At 43.3% G+C, this 24,470-nt stretch carries 26 protein-coding genes and 1 tRNA gene; 7 read left to right on the forward strand and 20 right to left on the reverse strand.

The window, feature by feature from the left end; all coding sequences use genetic code 11:
• Positions 1–409: 409 nt before the first annotated feature.
• From FCL46_RS06840 to FCL46_RS06910, 15 genes are all read right to left on the reverse strand, one after another.
• Positions 410–1,306, reverse strand: a complete 897-nt coding sequence (locus FCL46_RS06840) for a tropomyosin (RefSeq protein ID WP_136806887.1) — start codon at positions 1,304–1,306, stop codon at positions 410–412.
• A gap of 171 nt (positions 1,307–1,477) precedes the next feature.
• Entirely contained in the window at positions 1,478–2,722 is a 1,245-nt protein-coding gene (locus tag FCL46_RS06845) for a M48 family metallopeptidase (RefSeq protein WP_136806888.1), read from the reverse strand.
• 143 nt (positions 2,723–2,865) lie between these two features.
• Positions 2,866–4,278 (reverse strand): NADH-quinone oxidoreductase subunit N, encoded by a 1,413-nt coding sequence (locus FCL46_RS06850; protein WP_136806889.1) that lies wholly within the window; start codon positions 4,276–4,278, stop codon positions 2,866–2,868.
• A gap of 35 nt (positions 4,279–4,313) precedes the next feature.
• Positions 4,314–5,837, reverse strand: a complete 1,524-nt coding sequence (locus FCL46_RS06855; protein ID WP_136806890.1) for an NADH-quinone oxidoreductase subunit M — start codon at positions 5,835–5,837, stop codon at positions 4,314–4,316.
• Between the two features lie 27 nt (positions 5,838–5,864).
• Entirely contained in the window at positions 5,865–7,655 is a 1,791-nt protein-coding gene (locus tag FCL46_RS06860; RefSeq protein ID WP_136806891.1) for a Na(+)/H(+) antiporter subunit D, read from the reverse strand.
• Positions 7,645–7,896, reverse strand: a complete 252-nt coding sequence (locus FCL46_RS06865; RefSeq protein WP_136806892.1) for a hypothetical protein — start codon at positions 7,894–7,896, stop codon at positions 7,645–7,647. The genes FCL46_RS06860 and FCL46_RS06865 overlap by 11 nt, the downstream gene beginning before the upstream one ends.
• Positions 7,893–9,374, reverse strand: coding sequence for a monovalent cation/H+ antiporter subunit D family protein (locus tag FCL46_RS06870; RefSeq protein ID WP_136806893.1), 1,482 nt, complete (start codon positions 9,372–9,374; stop codon positions 7,893–7,895). Before FCL46_RS06870 ends, FCL46_RS06865 begins: the two co-directional genes overlap by 4 nt.
• Before the next feature lie 17 nt (positions 9,375–9,391).
• On the reverse strand, positions 9,392–9,718 hold the full coding sequence (gene nuoK / locus FCL46_RS06875; protein WP_136806894.1) for an NADH-quinone oxidoreductase subunit NuoK: 327 nt from the start codon (positions 9,716–9,718) through the stop codon (positions 9,392–9,394).
• The gene (locus FCL46_RS06880) at positions 9,718–10,242 is read right to left on the reverse strand and encodes an NADH-quinone oxidoreductase subunit J family protein (protein ID WP_136806895.1); all 525 of its coding nucleotides are present in this window, start codon (positions 10,240–10,242) and stop codon (positions 9,718–9,720) included. Before FCL46_RS06880 ends, nuoK begins: the two co-directional genes overlap by 1 nt.
• The gene (locus FCL46_RS06885) at positions 10,239–10,679 is read right to left on the reverse strand and encodes a NuoI/complex I 23 kDa subunit family protein (RefSeq protein WP_136806896.1); all 441 of its coding nucleotides are present in this window, start codon (positions 10,677–10,679) and stop codon (positions 10,239–10,241) included. Before FCL46_RS06885 ends, FCL46_RS06880 begins: the two co-directional genes overlap by 4 nt.
• A 1-nt stretch (position 10,680) precedes the next feature.
• Positions 10,681–11,685, reverse strand: a complete 1,005-nt coding sequence (locus FCL46_RS06890) for a complex I subunit 1/NuoH family protein (protein ID WP_136806897.1) — start codon at positions 11,683–11,685, stop codon at positions 10,681–10,683.
• Positions 11,686–11,695: 10 nt separating this feature from the next.
• Positions 11,696–12,814, reverse strand: a complete 1,119-nt coding sequence (locus FCL46_RS06895) for an NADH-quinone oxidoreductase subunit D (RefSeq protein WP_136806898.1) — start codon at positions 12,812–12,814, stop codon at positions 11,696–11,698.
• A complete protein-coding gene (locus tag FCL46_RS06900) occupies positions 12,811–13,347 on the reverse strand; it encodes an NADH-quinone oxidoreductase subunit C (protein WP_136806899.1) in 537 nt (178 codons plus the stop codon). Before FCL46_RS06900 ends, FCL46_RS06895 begins: the two co-directional genes overlap by 4 nt.
• Before the next feature lie 56 nt (positions 13,348–13,403).
• Entirely contained in the window at positions 13,404–13,931 is a 528-nt protein-coding gene (locus FCL46_RS06905; RefSeq protein ID WP_136806900.1) for an NADH-quinone oxidoreductase subunit NuoB, read from the reverse strand.
• Entirely contained in the window at positions 13,904–14,326 is a 423-nt protein-coding gene (locus FCL46_RS06910) for an NADH-quinone oxidoreductase subunit A (protein ID WP_136806901.1), read from the reverse strand. The genes FCL46_RS06905 and FCL46_RS06910 overlap by 28 nt, the downstream gene beginning before the upstream one ends.
• A 295-nt stretch (positions 14,327–14,621) precedes the next feature.
• Between FCL46_RS06910 and FCL46_RS06915 the strand changes: the two genes are divergently transcribed.
• Positions 14,622–15,599 carry a LysR substrate-binding domain-containing protein gene (locus FCL46_RS06915; protein ID WP_136806902.1) on the forward strand — a complete coding sequence of 326 codons (978 nt, stop codon included), beginning with the start codon at positions 14,622–14,624 and terminating at the stop codon, positions 15,597–15,599.
• 65 nt (positions 15,600–15,664) lie between these two features.
• Here FCL46_RS06915 and truA read toward each other — a convergent pair whose 3' ends face one another.
• From truA to FCL46_RS06940, 5 genes are all read right to left on the reverse strand, one after another.
• The gene (gene truA, locus FCL46_RS06920) at positions 15,665–16,429 is read right to left on the reverse strand and encodes a tRNA pseudouridine(38-40) synthase TruA (RefSeq protein ID WP_136806903.1); all 765 of its coding nucleotides are present in this window, start codon (positions 16,427–16,429) and stop codon (positions 15,665–15,667) included.
• A 23-nt stretch (positions 16,430–16,452) separates the two neighbouring features.
• On the reverse strand, positions 16,453–17,493 hold the full coding sequence (argC, locus tag FCL46_RS06925; protein ID WP_136806904.1) for an N-acetyl-gamma-glutamyl-phosphate reductase: 1,041 nt from the start codon (positions 17,491–17,493) through the stop codon (positions 16,453–16,455).
• Between the two features lie 196 nt (positions 17,494–17,689).
• Entirely contained in the window at positions 17,690–18,082 is a 393-nt protein-coding gene (gene rpsI, locus FCL46_RS06930; protein ID WP_136806905.1) for a 30S ribosomal protein S9, read from the reverse strand.
• Between the two features lie 18 nt (positions 18,083–18,100).
• On the reverse strand, positions 18,101–18,529 hold the full coding sequence (gene rplM, locus FCL46_RS06935) for a 50S ribosomal protein L13 (protein ID WP_136806906.1): 429 nt from the start codon (positions 18,527–18,529) through the stop codon (positions 18,101–18,103).
• Positions 18,530–18,598: 69 nt separating this feature from the next.
• Positions 18,599–18,673, reverse strand: a tRNA-Gly gene (locus FCL46_RS06940).
• 253 nt (positions 18,674–18,926) lie between these two features.
• On the opposite strand from FCL46_RS06940, the gene hisB reads away from it, so the two are divergent.
• From hisB to FCL46_RS06970, 6 genes are all read left to right on the forward strand, one after another.
• On the forward strand, positions 18,927–19,529 hold the full coding sequence (gene hisB, locus FCL46_RS06945) for an imidazoleglycerol-phosphate dehydratase HisB (RefSeq protein WP_136806907.1): 603 nt from the start codon (positions 18,927–18,929) through the stop codon (positions 19,527–19,529).
• Between the two features lie 83 nt (positions 19,530–19,612).
• Complete coding sequence (locus FCL46_RS06950) at positions 19,613–20,245, forward strand: hypothetical protein (RefSeq protein WP_136806908.1); 633 nt, start codon at positions 19,613–19,615, stop codon at positions 20,243–20,245.
• A gap of 103 nt (positions 20,246–20,348) precedes the next feature.
• On the forward strand, positions 20,349–21,098 hold the full coding sequence (gene tilS, locus FCL46_RS06955) for a tRNA lysidine(34) synthetase TilS (RefSeq protein WP_136806909.1): 750 nt from the start codon (positions 20,349–20,351) through the stop codon (positions 21,096–21,098).
• The gene (locus tag FCL46_RS06960) at positions 21,095–21,994 is read left to right on the forward strand and encodes a damage-control phosphatase ARMT1 family protein (RefSeq protein WP_136806910.1); all 900 of its coding nucleotides are present in this window, start codon (positions 21,095–21,097) and stop codon (positions 21,992–21,994) included. The genes tilS and FCL46_RS06960 overlap by 4 nt, the downstream gene beginning before the upstream one ends.
• Positions 21,995–22,008: 14 nt before the next feature.
• A complete protein-coding gene (asnS, locus tag FCL46_RS06965) occupies positions 22,009–23,376 on the forward strand; it encodes an asparagine--tRNA ligase (protein WP_136806911.1) in 1,368 nt (455 codons plus the stop codon).
• A 40-nt stretch (positions 23,377–23,416) separates the two neighbouring features.
• Positions 23,417–24,451: a zinc-dependent alcohol dehydrogenase family protein gene (locus FCL46_RS06970; RefSeq protein ID WP_420811268.1), complete on the forward strand. Its 1,035-nt coding sequence runs from the start codon at positions 23,417–23,419 to the stop codon at positions 24,449–24,451.
• Positions 24,452–24,470: the final 19 nt, after the last annotated feature.

The raw sequence follows: 24,470 nt of genomic DNA on the forward strand, positions 1-24,470 counted from the left end.
AGCTGCGTGGCTCTGAGCCGACGAGTGTTCGTGTCCCGTTGTTTTGAAGACGCGGCAAAGTACTGGATCAGCCTCTTGCTGTCAACTGAATTGTCTTATCAAATTATGATAGGAGGAGATGATTTGACGAGTAATATAAGAAAAATGCGAAAAAATGGTGATATGTGTTTTGAAGAGTGACGATAAAGTTTTTGTATTGAAAGGTGGGAAAAGGCGGAAATAGTATGGGAGTATATCAAAAGAGATAGTAGGACATCCTTTTTCAGATTTGTAGTTCCAGACAGATTGTTAAATTAGCCCTTCAATAGGTACATCTTCATTTTGGCTAGTATCAAAATGGCTACCATAATAAAAAAGGGGCTGTCAGAAATTATCTGATAGCCCCTTTTTTACTGATTACAAAAGATTTTTATTTTCGCATAGTTCGAATGTAATCTTTAGTTAACGAAGGATGATCTTTAAGAATCTGATCCAAGTCTTCTGAAAGTTCCTCTGTGAGGAATTTATCAAACTGAGCATATGTAAGCTCTTTGTTTACGCCTTCATTAACTTTGTTAATAAAAACAGCCTGGTCGTCTTCTGCTGTGATGTAGGAAAAAATTCCTGCAGTTTGCGATTCGGCAGGTGGTTCTGTAGCCGCTTCCTCAAGTGATTCAAGTCTGTTTGCTAGATCAATAATATCCTTGCTTGTTTGCTTATTGATCTCTTCGAGCTTAAGAATTTGTTCCTTAAGCTGGTTATCCGGTTCCTCTTTGACCTTCGCAGACAGACTTGCTATGAGCTCAAGAGTTTTTTTTTCCGATTCTTTCAACTCTTCAACCATTTTAGTCAGACCATGGAGGTCATCCTGAAGTTGGCTGTTTTTGTCATTCAAGGTAGATACGTCGCTACGCAATTTGGTGTTAGTATTTTGTAGTGAAGTAAGTTCGGCTTTCATTTTGTCATATTCCTCCTGAGAGATACCGGTAGTGGCAGACTCGGTACAAATGGAATTATTTCCTAAAGCTTGTTGAAGCAATGCTGAAAATCTAACTTTTGTTTCAGCGTAGATTGCGGACGCTTTTTCTGGTGATTGTATTGCCACTGCAACAAGAAATATCCCGATCAGAACTACAATGGATATTGCTACAGCTATCGAAAGAGCAAGAATAAAAAGGAAAAGTTTAAAGATGCCGCCTAAGAAGGCACCAATAAAACTTCCAACGCTCATCCCATCACCTGAAGGTATCAGGGATATGATAAATACAATCGCCACAAGTAAGGCACCCGATTGAATCAACGGTGTGCGAAACTCATTGTTTTTCATGTCTTTTCTCCTAAAATTCTGGATACATAAAAAGGGTTATAACTACATACCAATTAAGTGAACACTTTATTTACAAAAATTATTGTCAAGAGGACTGGATGATCAAGAATATTTCACTACAGTCAACAGTGAAATCAGTTTCATGTCAAGTCGAATATCTAAGCGATAAACTCAGTTAGACTCATTGCTTGCCTGTAACGCCTTTATCCGTTCAATCACCGGTGGGTGAGAGTACTCCATAAAAACAGCAAAAGGATGTGGAGTAAGGTTGGAAAGATTTGCTTGGCTAAGCTTTTTGAGTCCACTTATCAGGTTCGAACTATCCCCTGTTGTTACTCGTGCATACGAATCGGCCTGATATTCGTGTTTTCGCGAAATAAAATTAAAAATCACGGACACCAACAGGTTGACAGGTGAAAAGATGAAACTGAAAAATATCAGACTGGCATATATAGACAAACTGTCCATTTTGAAGGCTTCAAACAGCCCTTCATTGTTGATAGTGAGAGACAATAGAAAGAACATTAGACCCGTCTGCAGGGTCGATACAACCAGCATCTTAATAATATGTTTTAATTTAAAATGCCCCATCTCATGAGCCAGTACAGCAATAATTTCACTTGAACTAAGTTTTTCTACCAGTGTATCGTAAAAGACAATTTTTCTGAATCTGCCAAATCCTGTGAAGAAAGCATTGAGTTTCGTAGAACGTTTAGAACCGTCCATTGTGAAAATTCCCTTAATTTGAAAATTTTCCTGATGAGCATATTCCGTGATCTGTTCTTTTAACTCACCTTCTTCAAGAGGAGTGAAAGTATTAAAAAGTGGAAGAATAACAACTGGAGCTATAAATTGAACAAAAGTAGAAAAACAAATTACAGCTACCCAGCAGTAAATCCATGCAAATGTTCCTGCAATTTCAAAAAAGAACAGGATAACAGACAGAAGCGGGCCACCGAGAATAACGACGAGTAAGAGAGCTTTAAGTGTATCCTGAATAAAAATAAGCGGCGTAGTTTTGTTAAATCCGAAACGTTCTTCAATGACAAATGTTGAATAGACGGAAAACGGTAGTCCAACTAAGTAGCTGAGAATTATGAGAATACCTGAAAAAATGATACCTGTCAGAATCGAACCATAGCCGAAACTTCTGGCGAAGATATCAATAAAATTAAAACCGCCTAGAAGCAAAAAAATAAGCGTGAGTGTTGTGCTGAATAATGAACTAACTATCGATAAACGGGTAGTCGCTTTTGTGTAATTTTGTGATTTTGAGTATTCTGCTGAATCATAAACATCTGCAAACTCATCAGGCAATTCAGGCTTGAGTGCTTTTAAATTCAGTAGAGATACTGTGCATTCAAGGAGAAGCCCAATAATAATTATAAGTAGTATGAATATTAGCCAGCTGTTCATGATGATAAGGAGATTGAGTAGTTATTGGATGTTAAATTTTATGCCAACGAACTTTAACAGAATCCGATATGGATGAGAAATAAAAAAAGGACCTGATGACATTAAGTCAAGAGGTCCTTTCGAATTAATAAAGAATGTTGTTGTTACATTATCGATTGAATGGTGGCTGTTGCAACGTCAATAAACTTCGATGGGATAACTCCCATAATGATGATTGCCAACATGAGAAATACAGAGGTTACATTTGTAAGTAATCCTGTTTCTACCTTACCTCTATCTTCACTATCACTGCAGAATGTAAGACGTACAACTGATAGATAGTAAAATATTGCTATTGCAGTGTTTATCGCTGCAAGAATTACCAAAAGCAGATAATCTTCTTTCAGTGCTCCTACCAGTAACATAAACTTGCCTGTAAAACCTACAAATGGCGGTATACCTGCGAGTGAAAAGAGTCCAACAGTAAGTGTCAGAGCAAGTAAAGGCGCTCGCTTGTGGAGGCCACTTAAGTCTTCTATCGCAAGATTATTACCATCCTTGGAAACGGAACAAATTACAAGGAAGCAGGCGAGGTTCATGAGTACGTAACCTGCAATGTAATAGAGAGAGGTTGCAAAACCTGTAACATGGAATGTGATAAGACCTAAAAGAACAAATCCCCCATGAGCAATACCGGAAAAGCCGAGCATGCGTTTGAAATCTTTTTGTACAAGTGCCGATAGATTTCCGTAGAACATCGAAAGAACTGCGCAAACCATAAGCAAATTTACAATCTCTTTACCATCATTACTTACAAGGGATACAAATCTTACTAAAAGGGCAACAGCAGCAATTTTTGGTACTGCGGCAATAAAAGCAGTTGTCTCGTTAGATGCACCTTCGTAGACATCCGGTACCCAGAAGTGGAATGGGAACAGTGCAAGTTTATAGAAAAATCCAGAAAGTACCAGAGCAATAGCAATAATCGCAGCCGGTTGTGTGTACATAGTTGATAGCTGTGTGACAATTACATCTAAACGGGTGGAGCCCGTAAGGCCAAAGAGATAACTCATTCCAAAGAGCATAAATCCGGTAGCAGCAACACCATACAGAAGGTATTTGATTGCGGCTTCCATCTGGCCTTTAGAGCCATGAATCTCGTCTCGCATCGGTACCATGATGTATACAGCAAATGAGGAAAGCTCTAATGCGACGAAAATTCCAAGAAGCTCTACGCTCGATACGAGCATCATAAGCCCAAGTACCGACATTGACAGGAATATATAATACTCTGATAGGAACTTTGATTTAATCCCCGGTAACTTGTCTGAAAAAATGACAACGATGAGGGTGGCAAAGGCTATGAGTATTTTAAAAACCTGCGAGAACATGTCGACCTTGAAGGCCCCGTAAAACAATTCTCCCGTGGCATTATAGGTGGCAAGAGTAGCAGCCAGTGTAACAGCACAGAGGGTTATTGCCACATTCCTGATCGTGTCGCTGGAGTGGGCACCGAGACTTAGGACAAAGAATATAAGACCAGTTCCCAGTAATGTTAATTCAGGTAGAAATAGCATCGGTGTACCTTTGAGGGTCGTTTATGGTTAATTCCTTAGCGTACTATCATTTCTGCAGCAGCTACTGCCTGACTTTTGTGCATCTCAAAGTTATTGAGAAGGTCAACAACGCTGGTATGCATTAAATCAATAAATGGCTGTGGACTCAGACCGATCCAGAATACAAAGAAAAGGAAAGGTGCAAGTGTTACTATTTCACGAACATTCAGATCGGTAAGCCAGGATTGATCAGGGTTGTCGGTTCCACCCCAAATAACCTTTTGTAGCATTCTTAACATATATGCTGCAGCTAACACAGCGCCAGGAATGGCAGCGAGAGCAAGTGGGATATTGTATTCAAATGTTCCCGCTAGGATCAAGAACTCGCCAACAAAACTGTTTGTTCCAGGAAAACCAAAGGATGAAAGTGCGAAAAAACCGAGGAACGTAACAAATACCGGCATATATTGTCCTACACCAGTTGCTGAACGTAGCTCACGGCTATGTGTTCGCTCATAAATCATTCCGACACAGAGGAAAAGTGCGCCGGTAGTAATACCATGATTAATCATCTGTAAAATAGCGCCTTCAATTCCCTGCCGGTTCAACACAAAAATACCCAGTGTAACAAAACCCATATGGCCTACTGATGAGTAAGCAATGAGTTTTTTCATATCACTTTGTGCCAGAGCTGTAAATCCGCCGTAGATGATGCCGGCGATGGATAACCAGAGTACGAAAGGCATGAGTATTAGTGTCGCATCCGGGGTTATAGGGAGAGCGAATCTCAGGAATCCATAGGTACCCATTTTCAGCAGGATTGAGGCCAGAATCACAGAACCTGCTGTTGGTGCTTCAACATGCGCAGCTGGAAGCCACGTATGGAATGGAAACATTGGAACTTTAATTGCAAATGCGAGAAAGAATGCCAGGAATAGATAAATTTGTGCTGTGACATCATAATTCTGCCACATCATGTCTGGTATAAAAAAACTGTAATCATTTGTGATATACAGCCAGATTATGCCGACCAGTAACATTACTGAACCAGCTAATGTATAGAGGAAGAATTTGATTGAAGCATATATCTTACGTGGCCCGCCCCAGATTCCGATAAGGAGATACATCGGAATGAGCATTGCTTCCCACAAGATGTAGAACAGTACAAAGTCAAGTGCCACAAATACGCCGATCATTGCTGATTCCATGATCAGCAGGCAGATCATAAAAGATTGTACCCGTGTTTTAATGTAGTTCCACGATGCTAAAACACAAAACGGCATGATAAATGTTGTCATGAGAAGAAGAAGGACAGAAATACCATCTACTCCTATCACATAATTGATATTGAGAGATTCAATCCAACTATGCTTTTCAACAAATTGAAATCCCGTTGCAGCTCGATCAAAACCTATCAGAATAGGCATGGAAAGCAGGGCTGCAATGCCGGTAACTGCAAGAGTCCAGTATCGTGCGAAATTTTCGTTGTTAACCAGTAATACGAGGAGGGCGCCAGCAAGCGGAAGAAAAATTAATATGCTGAGCAGAGGCGGTCCCTGATTTGTCAGTAGCTGATCCATTACCAGTGATCCTTGAAATAGGTTGAATTATAGCCAAGCGAAGGCAAACAGTAAGATAGCTGCAAACGATATCGTAAAATAGAGAGTATGCTGAATTTGACCTCTCTGTAACGTTTTGCTTACACGTCCACCAAAATTTCTAACTAGACGGGCGGTGCCATCGACAACACCATCAATTCCATGCCAGTCAAACCAGCCCCAGAATTTGGCTGTTGTCATAAGCGAATTCAAGCCAACGACCTTGTATATCTCACCCCAGATATTATCAAAACCTTGTATAGGTTTCTGAGCGAGCCACAAGAATATTTTCCCACCCTTACGGTAAAACCAGTCAAGGTCAAAACTAATTGTTGCTTTCGCACCAATCCTGTCCTTGAAGTAAAAGAATCCAAGGGCAGTAAGAGCAAGGATTTGGAGTGTTTCACCCATGTGATAACTTGTATAAGGGTGATATGTGGCCTCCTGGTTAGGTAGCATATCGTATAGAAACGGTAGGTAACAACCAACAAGAATACAAAAGAATGATGCAATTCCCATTGCCATGGTCATATTCCATGGTGGATCAACGGCTTTTTCCAGTGTCTCTTCAGAGCATCGGCTCTCGCCGAAGAAAATAAGATATGGCAATCTAAGGCCAGCAACAAGAAATGTACCAGCAGAAACCATAGTTAGAAGAAATGCTCCTACGTAATGATGTTCCTCGAATCCTGCAGAGATAATCATCGATTTCGATACAAATCCAGATAGAAAAGGAAATGCTGAAACTGACATACCGCCTATCACCATAAACATCAGTGTAAGAGGCATTTTTTTGTACAGGTTACCAAGTTCAGTGAATTTGGATTTTCCGGTCGAGTAGATGATTGAGCCCGCTGCCATAAATAGCAATCCTTTATAGAGGATGTGGGCAAATGCATGAGCAGCGGTACCATTTATTGCTAATGCTGTACCGATACCCACTCCGGCAACCATATAACCTACCTGACTGACGATCTCCCAACCGAGCAGTCTTCTAATATCGTTTTCAATAATTGCGTAAATAATGCCAATAATGGCCATTATAACACCAAGTACAATCAGGATGTCGAAACCTGCATATGCTCTGGCCAGGGTGTAAATTGCAGTTTTTGTTGTGAAAGCACACATGAATACCGCGCCTGCAACTGTAGCCTTGCTATACGCGTCAGGAAGCCATGAATGCAGTGGCGGCACTGCAGCATTCAACATGAGGCCGATCATTATCAGCCAGGTGTAAAGCTCTACATTGGCTTCATCCATCTGAACGAATGAAAGGTCACCAGTAGCTTGATATCGGAGGACAAAACCTAAAAGCAGAATCAGTCCACCAAACGTATGTACAAGGAGATATCTATAACCTGCAGCAAGTGCACCTTCTTCTTTATTAAACCAGACAAGGAAGGTCGATGCGAACGCCATCATTTCCCAGAAGAGGAAAAGTACAAGATAGTCACCACATAAGATGACACCAAGTGAACCAGCTACATAAAACCAGGCGGCAATGTGATGCCATGGATCTTCAACATGGAGACCGTAAATTGTTCCGATGATGGCCATCAGTGACATAATGAAAGCAAAAACCAAAGATAAACTGTCAACACGACCAAAGGTGAGTGTCCAGTCTCCCATAAAAGGTATAACACCATACGTTCCCGGGTACTGACTAAGATATAGAACATCAATAAATGTCAGTAACGGGACTAGAAAGAGATACGGCTTTCTAAATGGGTCCTTAATGAATGGGAGCAGTACTGATCCGAAAATCAGTATCAGCGCAGGATGAATGAAACTAGTTGTCATAGTAATTCTCCCGGGTCTGGATGCCACTCTTCCCGAACCAGGTGGCTACAAAGATTAGTACCACGCAGGATATCAGGCCAAAGAGTGACCAGAAAAATGGAATTTTTTCCAGCCAGGTATGTGCGTGGTGTGTATCCACGGCAATAACGCTCCAGAGCATGATCAGCGCGATACCACCATAGCAGGTCTGTTTGACTGCCTGCGGTCGCTCTTTCAGGTATTCGATGAGGTTAACTATCATCCTGTCACCGCCTTTACAAATTGCAACATAATGTTGGGGAATATGCCAATAATAACTGATATCGAAGCCGCTATCAGAATTGGGATTAGCATGGATAGGGGTGCTTCCTTAATTCCTGTATATTGTTCACCCTCAGGTCGTTTGCCAAAGAAGGCTCTATAGGTGACCGGGGCGAAATATGCTGCATTTAGAATGGTACTGGCAAGTAGTATGAAAAGAATGCCAAGCTGATGCGCTTCAACTGATCCGACCAACAGGTTCCATTTAGTGATAAAGCCTGCAACCGGAGGAGCACCTATCATGGAAAGTGATGCGATCGCAAATGCACCAAAAGTAAATGGCATGGTTTTGCCAAGACCTTCCATCTCAGAAATGTATTTCTTGTGTGTGACTACATAAATTGCGCCAGCACAGAAGAAAAGGGTGATCTTAGAGAACGCATGGTTGACGATGTGAATAAGACCACCTTCAATAGCGTGCGGCGTAAGGAGTGCAACACCCAGTATTATATAGGAAAGCTGGCTGACTGTGGAGTAGGCTAATCGGGATTTGAGATTATCCTTTGAAAGTGCAATAATCGAGGCCGTGATTATCGTAAAGCCTACAAAGTACGCCGTGGGAATTCCAAGATTAAATGCATCCATTGACTCAACACCAAAGACATAGAGCATTACCCTGGTGGTACAGAATACACCGACTTTAACAACCGCTACCGCATGCAGGAGAGCGGATACTGGGGTTGGAGCGACCATCGCACCAGGAAGCCAATGGTGAAAAGGCATAATGCCGTTTTTGGCGAATCCAAACAGGCAGAAGACATACAACATTGTAACCACCCAGCGATTGACGTCATCTGGGAAGATACCTGTAGATATATTCGTTGCAAAATCCAGTGTTCCGGTAAGAACATAGATAAGGATCATGGCCGGAAGCAGAAAGGCTTTCGCTGTTGTTGTCAGGTAGACTATGTATTTTCTTGCACCGTCGTAGCCTTCTGCATCCTGGTGATGTGCTACGAGTGGATAGGTACAAACGGAAACGATCTCATAAAATAGATAGAGAGTGAAAAGGTTGTCCGAGAAAGCAACACCGATTGCACCGAAGATAGCGAGAGCAAAACATGCATTAAATCGTGTCTGGGCATGCTCTTTCAAGCCTCTCATGTACCCCATGGAATAAAAGACAGCTATCGTCCAGAGTGAAGAGGCTACAAGTGCGAAGATCATTGACATTGCATCTGCGCGAAGGGTTATTGAAACCCCTGGCAGTATGTCAAACATGTTGAAGAGAAGAATTTTACCGTTTAGCACAGGCTTTATCATAAAACAGACTGTAATAAACAGTGCAATTGAAGAAACACAGGAGATAGTTTCCCTGAAGTTTTCTTCTTTACCTCTAAACATTACCCCGAGAGTTCCGAAAAGAGGAATGAGCAAGGCTACAAGCAGTAATGGTGAATTAACAGTATTAATATCCATGCCAGATGGTTCCTTTCTTAGCCTTTGAGGTTGACGACATCCTGGGCATCAATAGACCTGTAGTGCCGGTAGATCGCGATAACAATACTGAGACCAATGGCGGCTTCAGCAGCTGCAATAGCCATAATGAACAGTGCAAAAATCTGTCCAGTGGCAGGATCTGGCGCGCTGAATCTGTTGAAGGCCATAAAATTGAGGGATGCTCCAACCAAAATCATTTCTGCGGCGATAAGCATTCCGATCAATGTCCTTCGGGTAAGCAGGCCGTACACACCCATGCCGAAAAGAAGCGCTCCGACAAGAAGATATGAATTAAGACTGTTATGTAGCGTTAACGCAGACATCAGCTTTTCCTCCCTTCACGAGCAATTACCAGTGCACCGATAATTGCTATAAGCAGAACTATCGAAATTAACTCAAATACCATTGAATATTCAGTGAGTAACTGAATACCTATAATCTCAACCGAGCCATTATTGATTTTTGCAGCAGATGTCCAGGCAGTTTTGAAAGCTATCATTGTAAGGCCAACGGCAAGCAGTAAGCCGGTCATAAAGCCGAGAGGTCCTGATAGCGCACCTATTGGACCATGGTCTTTGGCATCCTCAGGCGCAGCAAGCATGATGGCAAAGGAAATTGTAACTGCGACTGCTCCTATATAGATGAGTACTTGCATCATGGCTACAAAAGGAGAATTGAGGAAGTAATACAACGCACCTACACCGATAAAGCAGATCATTAAACCGGCCACAGCCCTGACAAGGCGAGTGGCGTTACAGGCGATGAGCCCGCCAGCTATTGTTATGCCAATGGTTAGAAGGAATATGAGCCCAACAAGGCCATCCGCACTGAAAAGAGATGGATTCATTTGTTTCTGTCCTCCAGTCGTTGCAGAAGATTAAAAATAAAATCTTCTTTTCTGGTGCTCGCCAGATTGTATTCCTTTGAAAATTCCAGGGCGTTGAAGTTACACGATTCTACACATGAACCGCAAAGAGAGCACCGTGTAAAATCCAAGACATAGCTTGTCAGTACTTTCTTTTTTGAACCTTCTGGTTTTTCTCCGTTAAGCGAAATGCAATCGGAAGGGCAGGCTCGAGCACATGCCATGCAGACTATGCAGTTCGGCTTACCTTCTTCGTTTTCGATAAGTTCGACATGCCCACGATACCTGTCAGGCATTTTGAGCGTTTCATAGGGATAAGCTACAGTGACAGGAGGTTTGAAAAACTCCCGAAACGTGATCCCCATGCCGATAAAAAGGCTGTAGAGCCCTTTGAATATGTCACTGAAATAGGCACCCATCTTAAAACACCTTCAGTAATCCTGCAGTAAACAACAGGTTGAAAAGAGATAATGGAATAAGGATCTTCCATGATAAATTAAGCAGGCCGTAGATTGTGGTTCTCGGGAATGTCCATCTAATCCAAATAAAGGTCGCTATAAGTATATAGATCTTTAAAAGAAACCAGACTACACCTGGAATGAATCCAAGGAACGGAAGTGGAGGATGCCATCCACCGAGAAAGAGTATAGTAGTAAGGCAGGAACCTATGACAATGTTAGCATATTCAGCCATGAAGAAGAGGCCGAATCCCATACTGCCATATTCAATGTGAAAACCTGCAACGAGTTCACTCTCTGCTTCACCAAGATCAAATGGTGCTCTGTTGGTCTCTGCGAGGGTACATGTGAAAAATATTAAAAAAGAAAAAGGCATTAACAGGTTATGTGAGCTTCCGAAAACCGGAAAAATATTCCAGTGAAGAATCGAAGGACCCTGTTGATTTACTATTTCCATAAGGTTCATTGTACCGGTCATAAGTACAATGGTAATTGCAGTGATAAGCATCGGGATTTCATAGGCAACCGCTTGTGATACCGAGCGAACTGCTGACATCATTGCATATTTGTTACGTGAACTCCATCCAGCAAATAGCAAAGCCATAGAGCCGCTTGATGCAAAAGCAAATATCATTAGCAAGCCCACATCCATGTTACGGGCTACTATAGATTGACTAAATGGGATGGTAACAAAACTCATGATTGCTGGGAACATTGCCAGCACAGGGGCTGCGACAAACAGCACCTTGTCAGCACCGCCCGGTATCATGAGCTGTTTCGCCATGAGTTTCACGCCATCTAGAGGTGGCTGAAATAAACCAAACGGGCCATTGATATTCGGGCCCGGGCGACGTTGGATGCGGGCAGCGCCTCGACGTTCAGCCCAGACCAGATAGGCTGCGTTGAGCGCGGCAAACGCTATTGCAACCACTACAGCGAAGATAATGTTGAGAAGTGTTGTGCTCATATTTCCTTCCTTACCTGTCTATCTCGGGTATGACGAGGTCTAGACTTCCCATGAATGCGAGAGCATCCATTATCATCATGCCTCTACACGATTCATCAAAAAGATGCATATTAGAATACGTAGGTGATCGGAGTTTCAGACGATATGGAGTTTTGGTTCCATCGCTGACAAGTCTTACGCCAAAGCTGCCACGTGCAGTTTCGACCGCCTGATAATAGTCACCTGCAGGCGGCTTAATAAGTTTTGGTGCCTTCTTAGGCATGATTGGTCCGTCAGGAAGTTTATCAAGAGCTTGTTCAATAATCCTGAGAGATTGCTCTATCTCACGCATCCTTACCATATATCGTGCCATCGAATCACACTCGTGAAATACAGGTACTTCAAAATCAAATTCAGGATAAACAGAATATGGTTCGTTTTTCCTGACATCAAAATTGATACCTGATCCTCTGGCTACTGCACTTGATGCTCCATATTTTCGACAGGTTTCCTTGGAGAGGAAGGCATTGCCTTCCAGTCGTTTGCGGAAGATAATATTGCCGGTTACGAGTTTGTCGTATTTGTCGAGAGATTTACGCATTCGTGGGATAAATCGACGGGCAGAATCTAGAAATTCGTCGTCAACGTCGTTGTATAGTCCGCCAAATCGGAAGTAGCAATAGGTTAGGCGGGAGCCGGTAACCGATTCCATCATATCGAGAATGTGTTCACGATCCTGGAGTGCATACATAAGAGGACTGAATCCACCAAGATCCATTACGAAGGCGCCGAACCAAAAAAGATGTGAAGCAATCCGGTTGAGTTCAACCATAATGACACGGATATATTCAGCTCTTTCAGGGACTTCAATGCCAGCTGCTTTTTCCACGCAGAGAACATGGCCGTGGGAATACCCGACTGCACCGAGGTAATCCATGCGGCTGAGATTCATTAGAAACTGGGGATAGGTTTTGAGTTCGCCCATTTTCTCATGCATGCGATGGATGTAGCCGATTACTGTCTCGGAATCGACGATATACTCGCCGTCCATACGCATTTTAACTCTGAGAACACCATGGGTTGCAGGATGTTGCGGCCCGACGTTAAGTACGAATGTTTCGTCCGGCCTGAGTTGAATAGGTTTACTCATGCCTTGAAGTCCTTTAGAAGTGGATGGAAATCTGCATCTTCAGGAAGAAGAAGGGGGACGAGATGCGGATGTCCCTCGAATTTGATTCCAAAGAAATCGTGAGTCTCGCGTTCATGCCAGTTAGCACCGGCATAAATAGAGGTGATTGTAGGTACAACAGGATTATCACGGGCTACCCGTGTTCTTATAACTACCCTGCAAACCTCAAAATCATACCTGCTGAAGTCATATATGACTTCAAGCTGGCCTTCCTTGATCCAGTCGACACCTGTAATAGTTTCAATGAAAAATTCAGAATCATCCAGGATCTTTACAGCGTCAAGAAGCTGGGCTGGGTCAACCTGTGCATCGATGTGATAACCGTGAACTTTATAATCACGTTCAACTACACCATTCTGACGTGGGCCTTCTTCCTTTTTCTGCTCTTCGGCTGACTCTTCAGTTTCTTCCGAAACTTCGGCGAGCGGTTCGTCAACTACCTCTGGCTCAGGGAATAGAGCCTGAAGTGCCTTTTTCGTTGTTTCTGCAATCATGTCCGATTTGCTCCGAAGGGGCTGATAAAAATGTGACTGCTATATGTAAAAATGAACTAGGCTTTGATGGATGTCTCAGGATCTTCCCAGCGTTCCCAGCCAGATAGCTTGTGTTCTAATTCAATAATTCCCTGCAGAAGGGCCTCTGGTCGTGGCGGACAGCCAGGTATATAGATGTCTACCGGCAGAAACTCATCTGCTCCGAGTACAATGCTGTATTGACCATCAAATGCAAATGGGCCCCCGGATATCGCACAATTTCCCAGAGCCATTACCCATTTAGGTTCGGGCATCTGGTCGTATAGTGTCTTGATACCAGGCATCATTTTTTTAGTGATAGTGCCTGCAACAATCATTACATCGCTTTGCCTTGGTGACGGCCGAAAAACTTCCGCGCCAAAACGGGACATATCAAAGCGGGCACAACCGGTGGCCATCATTTCAATGGCACAACAGGCAATACCGAATGTAAGAGGCCATAATGAGTTGGCCCGGCAGACATTTATCAGTTTGTCAGCAACTGCAAACTGAACTATTGATGAGGGTACTGGTTCACTTATCGTAGGTATGTTCTCCGCTCCCACTTAAATACTCCCTTTATCCATGCGTAAACAATCGCAAGTGTTAAGATTCCGACAAATAGTATAATTTCGACAAAATCCCGAATGGAAGATGCAAACAACGGTCCGTCGTAGGCAACTGCTACCGGGAAGAGAAAAAGCACATCGACATCAAAGGCGAGAAATATGAGTGCATAAAGATAAAAGACGATTCCATAACGAATCCAGCTATCTCCAATCGGATCCATACCGCACTCGATATACTGCTCTGCCTTGTTTAATATTTGGCGGGTTTTAAGGGGCATTAACAGGTAGACGATTGCTATGGGTCCTAGGGCAAATGCTAAACCGCCAAGAGTAAAAGCGGTGACCCAAAGAACGTTGTCACGATAGAGGAAATCTGTGAACTGGGGTTCCATAGCGCAATCCTTTTGTGTTTGAAGAGAACTAAACAGGTGGGGTCCTGTAAAAAAAGCACGTAAACTTATGCTCAATCAAACTGAACGGTTAAATGTATAGAAAATTGAAAACACAATGTCAACAACTATTTATCTTGCGATTCAGATACCACATGGTGGGTCCTGACGCACGACTTTTTTCATCGCCTTACTTTTTGAAAAAACTTGAGAATATACAAATTCATGCTATGATGAGGTTTGGCAGATAAACTAAAAATGATACGTGTCATCAGTGTAACTGAATACGGCAGGAAAGATGTCTATAACATTACGTCAATTAGAAATATTTATAGCGGTAGCAGAGACAGCACAGGTTACGAAAGCCAGTAAAAAGCTATTTGTAACCCAGTCTGCAGTGAGCATGGCTCTGGCTGAGTTGGAAAATCAGCTTGGTGGGTCACTCTTTGACCGGCATGGTCGCAGTTTACTGCTGAATGCCAGGGGGAGATACCTGCTGCCACTGGCAAAAGATATTACTTGCCAGGTCTCAAATATTGAATCGATTATGTCCGAGCGTAATGATACGCTTGAAGGGCATATTGATATCGTTGCGAGTACCACTCTTGGCAATTACATAATGCCATATTTGATTGGTGCGTTTAAGCGAGTTCACCCAAAAGTGCATGTCAACCTTCTTGTGTATAATACACGGCAGGCTGAAGATAGCGTCGCTGAAGGGTTGAGCGATGTCGGCTATGTCGAGGGAATCCTCAGGAAGAATACTGACATAAAAGTGAGACCATGGTTTCAGGATGAATTAGTGATCCTTTGTGGTCCAACAGACCCTCTTGCACACAATGACTACTTCGACATAGATAAAGATTTCAAAGATAAAAAGTGGATCATGCGTGAGAAGGGCTCCGGTACCGACGCAACTTTCAGGGAAAAAATGCGGGATTACCTTGATGAAATAAACGTCGTGATGGAGATGGGACATCCTGAAGCAATAAAACGTGCTGTTGAATCCGGTGCCGGTATTGCATGCCTTTCAAGCTTGAGTGTCTGTCGAGAAACCGAGCATGGCTGGATTAAGAGTCTCCCTATAAAAGGGTTGGATATGAAGCGACAACTCAATGTTATTCAACGTAAAAACCTTGAAATATCAGACGAGCTTGCTGAATTTTTAAGTTTTTGTGATGTTATGACCATGTGCAATGAAAATAGGGTTTGTCTCTCTTCACCGTGGAAACTCCAATCTCTTCTGGCAAGGCATTCTGCACAGAAAAAACGCTAACATGCACAATGCGCACACGCTTCCTGGGTGGATGCTGTGGGCTATTTTTATATTTAAAGGTCTTGTTAATACAAGACCTTTATTAGTTTCAGGCCATGTGCTTGTGCAGTTGCCCCTCCTGTAGATCGGTCTTTTGCAGCGAGAGCAAATGTAAATTCATCAACTGTTCTATGATGTTTTCCAACCTCAAGAAGAGTACCGACAATATTTCGTACCATATGGCGTAAAAAACCTTCACCTATAAATGTAAAGGTGTAGGTGTCCTGGTCGGTTTGTTGTAACTCTGCTTTCATTAAGGTTCGAACAGCACCTTTTCTGGAAGGGAAATTCTTGTCTCGTGAACCTGCATTTTCAAAAGAAGAAAAGTCGTGTGTGCCGATAAGTGCTTTAAGGCACTGTTCTATTCTCTCAAAATCGAGATTATAGGGTGCATGCAAGGCGTACAGGCGCCTGGTAGGTGGCATGATTTCACCGGTAAAGAACGTGTACTCGTAGTGCTTGCCTCTGGCAGAAAATCTAGAATGAAAATCTTCCGGAACTTCATCTGCTTCAAGGATACGAATGGCATATGGGAGCATTGAGTTAAGCCCCTTTTGGAATGCAGTGCAGGAGATGTTTGAAGATGTTGCAAAATGTGCAACCATTCCCTCTGCATGAACTCCTGCATCAGTCCTTCCTGCGCCGTGCAGCGTTGTATCGCTGTTTGTCATTCGGGTAATGCTTTTCTCTATTTCGCCCTGAATTGTTACGTCATGCTTCTGGCGTTGCCAGCCGTTAAATTCTGTACCGTCGAAGGCGATAAGCAGCCGGATATTGCGCTGAACCGTCATTGTGTTACCAATAATAAGAATAATTATGGAAAGAAAGGTGCACCCTCAAGGCCGCTAATTTCAGTAAAGCCACAAAGTAGATTGAGGTTTTGTACAGCCTGACCAGCGGCACCCTTAACAACATTATCAATGGTTGACATAACGATCACACGATTGGTTCGCGTATCTATGGCAAAACCAATATCGCAAAAATTTGAGCCGCGGACATGCTGAGTCGCTGGCGTAGTTCCGATGGGAAGCACTCTTACAAAATATTCATTTGAGTACGCTTCAGCGTAGAGTTCTTCTATCTTTTCGATAGACCAGCCGGGTTGCAGGTTGGCGTATACGGTACTCATTATGCCTCTGGAGATTGGCAAGAGATGCGGGGTGAATACAACTTTCAATTCTTCTCCGGCAGCAACGCTGAGTTCCTGCTCAATCTCAGGGGTGTGACGATGGGTTCCGCCAACTTTGTATGGCTTGAAACCATCAGCTACTTCACAAAATAATGTTCCAACTGCAGCAGCACGTCCTGCGCCTGATGTTCCTGACTTTGAGTCAGCAATAATGGAGTGCTTGTCCACGGCGTTTGCTTTAAGAAGAGGTGTCAGGGCCAGGATAATCGAGGTTGGATAGCATCCGGGGTTGGCAATAAGGCGAGCATGTGAAATCTTATCGCGATAGAGCTCAGGCAGACCGTAAACAGCTTCTTTAAGATAATCGGGAGAAGAGTGTGGTTGATACCATTCTTCATACGTGGAGACGTCACGGAGACGATAATCTGCAGACAGGTCAATGACTTTTTTGCCTGCATTCAGCAATTGAGGTACAATATCCATTGCAGTCTTATGCGGCACGGCTGTGAATATTATATCAGCACGATCTGCTATCTTTTCGACTGAGAGGTTTTCGCAAACGAGTTCAGTTTTGCTGCGCAGGTGCGGAAATACTTCAGCAAGTTTTTTGCCTGCATACTGCCGTGAAGTGGCTACGGTTAATTCAACATGCGGGTGGTTGCAGAGTATTCTTGTGAGTTCGGCACCTGTGTATCCAGATGCTCCAATTATAGCGACCCTGATCATTTTTATGCCTCCAGCTGCAATTGCATTGAAAATGGCTGTGATTTTATAGGTTGATGCAATATCCGAGAAAGTTTAAACGAAACAAGGGAATAACAGCGATGCTGTTATTCCCTTGTATGAAGCGATACCATTGTAATAACAACCCGGTGACGTCATCTCCCTGGAGCAGAACGCACTGAGTTGAATAGTACGGATATTAACGCTTGGAGAACTGGAACTTGGCGCGGGCGCCTTTCTGTCCGTATTTCTTACGCTCTTTGACACGTGGGTCACGGGTAAGAAGACCGGATCTTTTGAGTGGTATACGGTTCTCTGGGCTAATCTCAAGAAGTGCTCTGGAAATACCATGGGACAGGGCATCAACTTGTGCGGATTTGCCACCACCCGCAAGGGTGGCCATTACATCATACTGCTCAGTGGTCTCAGTGATTTTGAAAGGTTTTTCAATCTTCTGAGTCTTGAATGTGTTGCCGAAATATGCATCAGCATCCAGCTTGTTTACGATTACCTTGCCGGTACCAGGTGTAAGCCATACACGTGCAATAGCATTTTTTCTCTTGCCGGTGGCGTAAAATCGATCTTGAGCCATGGTTTATTCTCTCCAGGATTAAATATCTAAAACTTCTGGCATCTGTGCCGCATGTGGATGTTCAGCACTAGCATAAATTTTAAGTTTTTTGAGCTGTGCGCGGCCGAGTTTGTTTTTCGGTAACATGCCCTTTACTGCTTTCATAACAAGGTCAGTAGGGTGTTTTGCGAGAAGTTCTTTCGCGCTGGCTTCTTTGATTCCACCAATATATCCGGTGTGACGATAGTATTTCTTGTCGTCCCATTTTTTTCCGGTAAGTTGGATTTTGTCAGCGTTGGTTACAATGATGAAATCACCATTGTCCATGAACGGTGAGAAAGCCGGCTTATGCTTTCCGCGAAGGCGGGAAGCAATTTCGGTAGCCAGACGTCCCAGTACCTTGTTCTCTGCGTCGACAACGTACCACTTTCTATCGATCTCGTTGACTGGAGCAAGATAGGTTTTCATTGTGTCCCTCAAAATGGCTGTCATTTAATAAAAAAAGGTTCAGCAGCGCCGAACCTTTTATAGTCGTAGTGGAGCGGGAAACGAGATTCGAACTCGCGACGTCAACCTTGGCAAGGTTGCACTCTACCACTGAGTTATTCCCGCTCGTGCTGTTAAGTAATGTCAAAACAGCGGCATTTATACAAAGTCGGTGTGCGTGTGTCAATAAAAAATTCATTTACGTTTGAAATTTGATTATATTTTTTTTGAATCAATCTGTCACGAAAAATAGAGATGCTTTTTCACGAATGGAGTATGATATTGAGCTTCTCTGTTGAATAGAGCATGAATATCTTGTGCTTATTTTGATTCCCGGTACATAATTGATCCAGATATAAATTGTGGAGTGAAGCATCTAATGACTGAAGAGATGAAAACGGAAAGGCGTGCAACAATTGCACGAAAAACCGCTGAAACTGACATAAAGCTCGACCTCATATTAGACGGAACAGGTGAAAATCATATCGATTCCGGTGTTCCGTTTCTTGATCATATGCTCACTCTTTTCTCGGTACATGGCTTTTTTGATGTGAAGCTGGATGCTGATGGTGATACCGAGGTTGATGATCATCATACGGTTGAAGATATAGGTATATGTCTCGGGCAGGCTTTTGCAACTGCACTTGGGAATAAAGCTGGTATAAAACGCTATGGCAGTTGTTACCTTCCGATGGATGAAACATTGGTTCGGGTCGTGGTCGATGTGTCTAATAGACCCTATCTTCATTATGAAGCGCCTGTAGTTGATCAAAAACTTGGGACTTTCGATACCTGTCTGGCAAAAGAATTTGCCCGTGCATTTTGTCAGCATGCAGGTGTAACATTACATGTAGACCTGTTGCATGGTGAAAATAGTCACCATATAATAGAAGCTGTGTTTAAGGCTCTAGGCCGGGCAATGAATGAAGCAACAGAGCCGCTTGCCAGTGGCCGTGTAATGTCCAGTAAAGGTTGTCTGTAACGTATACAGAGTTACCCGGTAGTAAAAAAAGTCGTGTGATGTGTGATTATCCAATTAAGAGGTATAACTTCAGAGGGGATTACGTGAAAACATCATTGACCATGCTCATAATTTGCTGTTTTGCTCTGGTTTTATCTTCATGTTCAGGTGTGAGTGAGACAGCATCGACAGGACAACGCGCTGTCGTTCAATCCGTTGCATGTATAGCAGTTATTCCTGTAAGGACTGTAGCTGATGATAAAGGTAAAGTGAATGCTGCTTCTCAGGCCGAAATGCTGCGTAACGGTGCTATGCAGGCTGATTTGATTTTGGCGCAGGAACTTTCCGGAAACGCAAAAGTACGAATAGTTCAAGCTTCAGATCTTAATGCTCTCGATAGAGATACGGTGTCCGGTCTTTCATCGAGTATAAGCGCAGTTGGTGATGGGTTGCAGTGCGATACGGTAATGGTTATGACTATACATAATTACATCCAGCGTGATGGTGGAGCATATGCTGTGGATGCGCCTGCATCAACCTCATTTGATATGAGATTGTATGACGCGAAATCTAAAAATGTTATTTGGGCAGCTGATTTTAATGAGACTCAGGAATCACTCCTCAGTAACATTCTGTCATTTGGTAAAGCTCAGCAACGTGGTTTTAAATGGATTACTGTAGAAGAGCTACTCTCCCAGGGTATAAAAGAACGACTGGCAGACTGTCCTTACTTGTAGGCAATGAGCTGCCTTCATCCAGAAATTCACTAAGATAATTGTTTTATAATGTAAATTCACGCCCGCAGACGTGCCAAAACGGCAGTCTGGCGGGCGTTTTATTATGGGATCATACGTCGTGGTAAAAAAGGCAGATCAAGTCCTTCCCGGATCGGTGAATAAACGGATTGGGCAGGCAATGCATGATTATAGCATGTTGGAGGAAGGCGATAGGGTATTACTTGCCATATCCGGTGGGGTTGACAGTCTGGCGCTTGCATGGATATTGAAATTCTGGCAGGCCAAAGCTCCAATAAATTACTCGCTTCACGCAATCACTGTTGATCATGAATTCTGGCGTCAGCATGAAGGTGCGGTAGAGCCCATGAAGAGTATTGGCACACAGATAGAGCGTCTTGGAATGGAATATGTGATTGAGCGGGCCTGGGACATCAGCGAAGAAGATCGGACATGTTATCAATGCGCAAGAAATCGTCGTAGCCAGCTATTTGATATTGCCAGACAACGCGGCTATACGAAAGTAGCACTTGGGCACCACAAAGATGATCTGGTGGAGACATTTTTCCTTAACGTGCTCTATAGTGGCAATATCTCAACCATGTTGCCCAAGCAGGAGCTTTTTGAGGGCAACCTCTCGATAATACGCCCAATGGCCTATATCGAAAAACATGAAGTTATACAGATAGCTGAAAAACACGGGCTGAATCCGGTAGAGAATCTATGCCCGTTGGCTGATGACACTCGACGCGAAGAGGTCCGCACAATACTCACTGACATTTATTCACGGGTTCCGGAAGCTAAGCGCTCTGTCTTTGCAGCCCTTGCAAACGTTCGTGAAGGATATATGCTATGAAAACATCTTTAGAATGTATGGCATGTTTTCTGAACCAGTCGTTACGTGTTACCAGATTACAGAACTGTAGCGAATCTCAGCAGCGCGAGGTTGTGCTCGCTGTTGCTGAATTGCTTCCTGCCTTGAATCTCAAACAGACCCCTCCTGAAAATGCGATCCCTATTTATGCAAAGATCTCTGAAATTACCGGATGTGCAGATCCATATAAAGAAATAAAACGAATTGAAAATACAAAAGCCCTAGCTCATCTTTCAGCACTGAAATCCGAACTTGAACATTCTGCATCTCCGCTGTTGTCGGCTATTGGATTTGCCATAGCTGGTAATATTATTGATTATGGTGCAGCTGATCGGTTTGATATAGAGGCAACTTTTGAAAAAAGCCGAGATATTGCTTTTGCTATCGATCACAGAGAACAGCTCCTCTCTGCAATAACTGCGCTTAAGCCAGGAGCATCTATTTTGTATCTGGCTGATAATTGTGGAGAGATAGTTTATGATTCTCTTGTCGTTGAAATTCTTGCTAAAACCGGGTGTAAAGTGACCGTGGCTGTAAGAGGTCTGCCTATCATAAATGATGCGCTTATTGAAGATGCAATAGATGCTGGACTTGACAAGTATGCACGTATTATTTCTAACGGAATCGCGTGTCCCGGGACGCCTGTGAGTGAGTGTACTGATGAATTGCAAACACTTTTTAACGAGTCAGACCTGGTGATTTCAAAAGGGCAGGGCAATTTTGAGACACTTTCTGAAGTTGATCGTGAAGTATTCTTTCTCTTGACAGTGAAATGTAAAGTGGTAGGTAACCATTTGACAAAAATGTCGGATAATGAATGCTCGTTATCCGGCAATGGAGAAATGGTCGTTTATCATTCAAGACAGAAAAACACGTAGAAATGGTGACAGATATGAAACAACGGATCAGCGCAGTGTTGGGTGAGCAGCCTGTAGGGCAGAAAATAGTAATAAATGGCTGGATACGAACCAAAAGAGACACAGGCGGGTTCTCGTTTCTTGAGGTAAATGATGGATCATGTCTTGCAAATCTGCAGGTCATTGCTGATAAAAGTCTATCCAATTACGAAGAAGATATATCACGCATCAGTACAGGGTGCAGTGTTACAGTTGAAGGGATTGTAAAGGAATCGCCGGCTAAAGGCCAGAGTGTGGAATTGCATGCAGAGAGTGTGGTCGTTGTCGGATGGGCTGAACCAGAGACATACCCATTGCAGAAGAAACGACATTCTTTTGAGTTTCTGCGTGAAATGAGTCATTTGCGTCCACGTACCAATGCGCTTGGTGCTGTGGCTCGTGTGCGTTCGCGCCTTTCATGGGCTATTAATCAGTTCTTTCAGGAGCGAGGCTTTCTGCAGGTTCATACGCCTATTATCACCACCAGTGACTGCGAAGGTGCCGGTGAAATGTTCCAGGTTAATACCAGCTCTGAAATCTCAGGTAAAGCCGACAAAGAAGAATTTTTCGGTAAAAAAGCCGGGCTTACTGTAAGTGGTCAGCTGCAGGCTGAGGTATACGCACTGGCACTTGGAAATGTCTATACCTTTGGTCCGACTTTCAGGGCCGAGAATTCCCATACCAGTCGTCATCTTTCAGAATTCTGGATGATTGAACCGGAGATGGCATTCTGCGATCTGCAATGCAATATGCAACTGGCAACTGAAATGCTCAAATATGTTCTTAATGATGCCTTAGAGAATTGCCCTGAAGATATGGAACTTTTTGATAAATTTATCGAAAAAGGACTCATTGCAAAACTCAAAAATGTTGTCGAAAAAGAATTTGCCCACATTACATACTCTGATGCCGTAGAGAAACTGCTCGCGTCTGATAAGAAATTTGAATTCCCGGTTAAGTGGGGAATTGATCTTCAGTCAGAGCATGAACGTTATCTTACCGAGGAGGTATTTAAGTGTCCTCTGATCGTTACTGACTATCCTGCAACTATAAAGCCTTTTTATATGCGGGTGAATGACGATGGGAAAACGGTTGCAGCAATGGACATATTAGTTCCTGGAATTGGTGAAATAGTAGGCGGAAGCCAGCGCGAAGAACGACTCGAAGTACTTGAAAAACGGATGATAGAAGCAGGTATTGAGACGGAAGAATATTCGTGGTATCTCGATCTGCGCAGATACGGTTCAGTTCCGCATTCAGGATATGGTCTTGGTTTTGAGAGGCTTGTACTGTTTGTTACCGGTATGGCAAATATCCGGGAGGTAATTCCTTTTCCGAGAACGCCCGGTTTTGCTCCATGCTAAATATCATTCGTCCGATCAGTGTTGACGGATAATGACTGAAATGATGCAGGCATATCTGCTTAACGCATCCGGACCGATCCCTGAAAACGGGACTCCACTGATATTTTCGAAAGTGCATAAACCAATACCCGGGGCAGGAGAAATCCTTCTCCGGGTATTGGCGTGTGGTGTATGTCATACTGAATTGGATGAAATAGAAGGGAGAACAGCGCCACCAACGTATCCAATAATTCCCGGTCATCAGGTAGTTGGCGTTGTTTGTCGCTCTGGTGACAATGCAGATCGTTTTAATAATGGAGAACGCGTAGGAGTTGCCTGGATATATTCTTCTTGCGGTGTTTGTGATTGTTGTTTACGAGGGCTTGAAAACCTCTGTAAAAAATTCAGGGCCACCGGGCGTGATGAAAATGGCGGCTATGCTGAATATATGGTAGTGCCGCAGGATTTTGCTTACAGGATACCCGAAAGTTTTACTGACAGTGAAGCGGCACCTCTACTTTGCGGGGGAGCAATCGGCTATCGGTCGCTGAAGTTGTGTAATATGATCGATGGTGATACGCTTGCGCTGACTGGTTTCGGGGCCTCTGCTCACATCGTGTTACAGTTGGCAGTCGCTTTATACCCGAAAAGTCGTGTGCTTGTGTTTGCGCGAAGTGAAGCACAGCGATCATTTGCCAAGAATATTGGTGCATATTGGGCCGGAAATATAGGGGAATTACCACCCCTTGTGCCCCAATCTATCATCGATACCACACCAGCATGGTCTCCTATCCTGGAGAGCTTGAAAATACTGGCCCCGGGTGGACGTCTGGTCATAAATGCCATCAGAAAAGAGGATCGAGACCTGTTCATGTTGCAGAAGCTTGATTATACACGTCATCTGTGGTTAGAGAAAGAGGTCAAGAGTGTTGCAAATATTACCAGGGATGATGTGAGTGAATTTCTTCTTCTGGCAGATAAGCTGAAAATACGGCCTACGGTTACAGAATATTCGTTTACCAGTGCCAATTCAGCTTTATCAGACTTAAAATATACCAAGAGTACCGGTGCCAAGGTGCTGGTCATGAATAGATAGCAGTGATCATCCAAATCGT

The sequence above is a fragment of the Desulfosediminicola flagellatus genome, from assembly GCF_005116655.2.
Lineage (GTDB): Bacteria > Desulfobacterota > Desulfobulbia > Desulfobulbales > Desulfocapsaceae > Desulfopila > Desulfopila flagellata.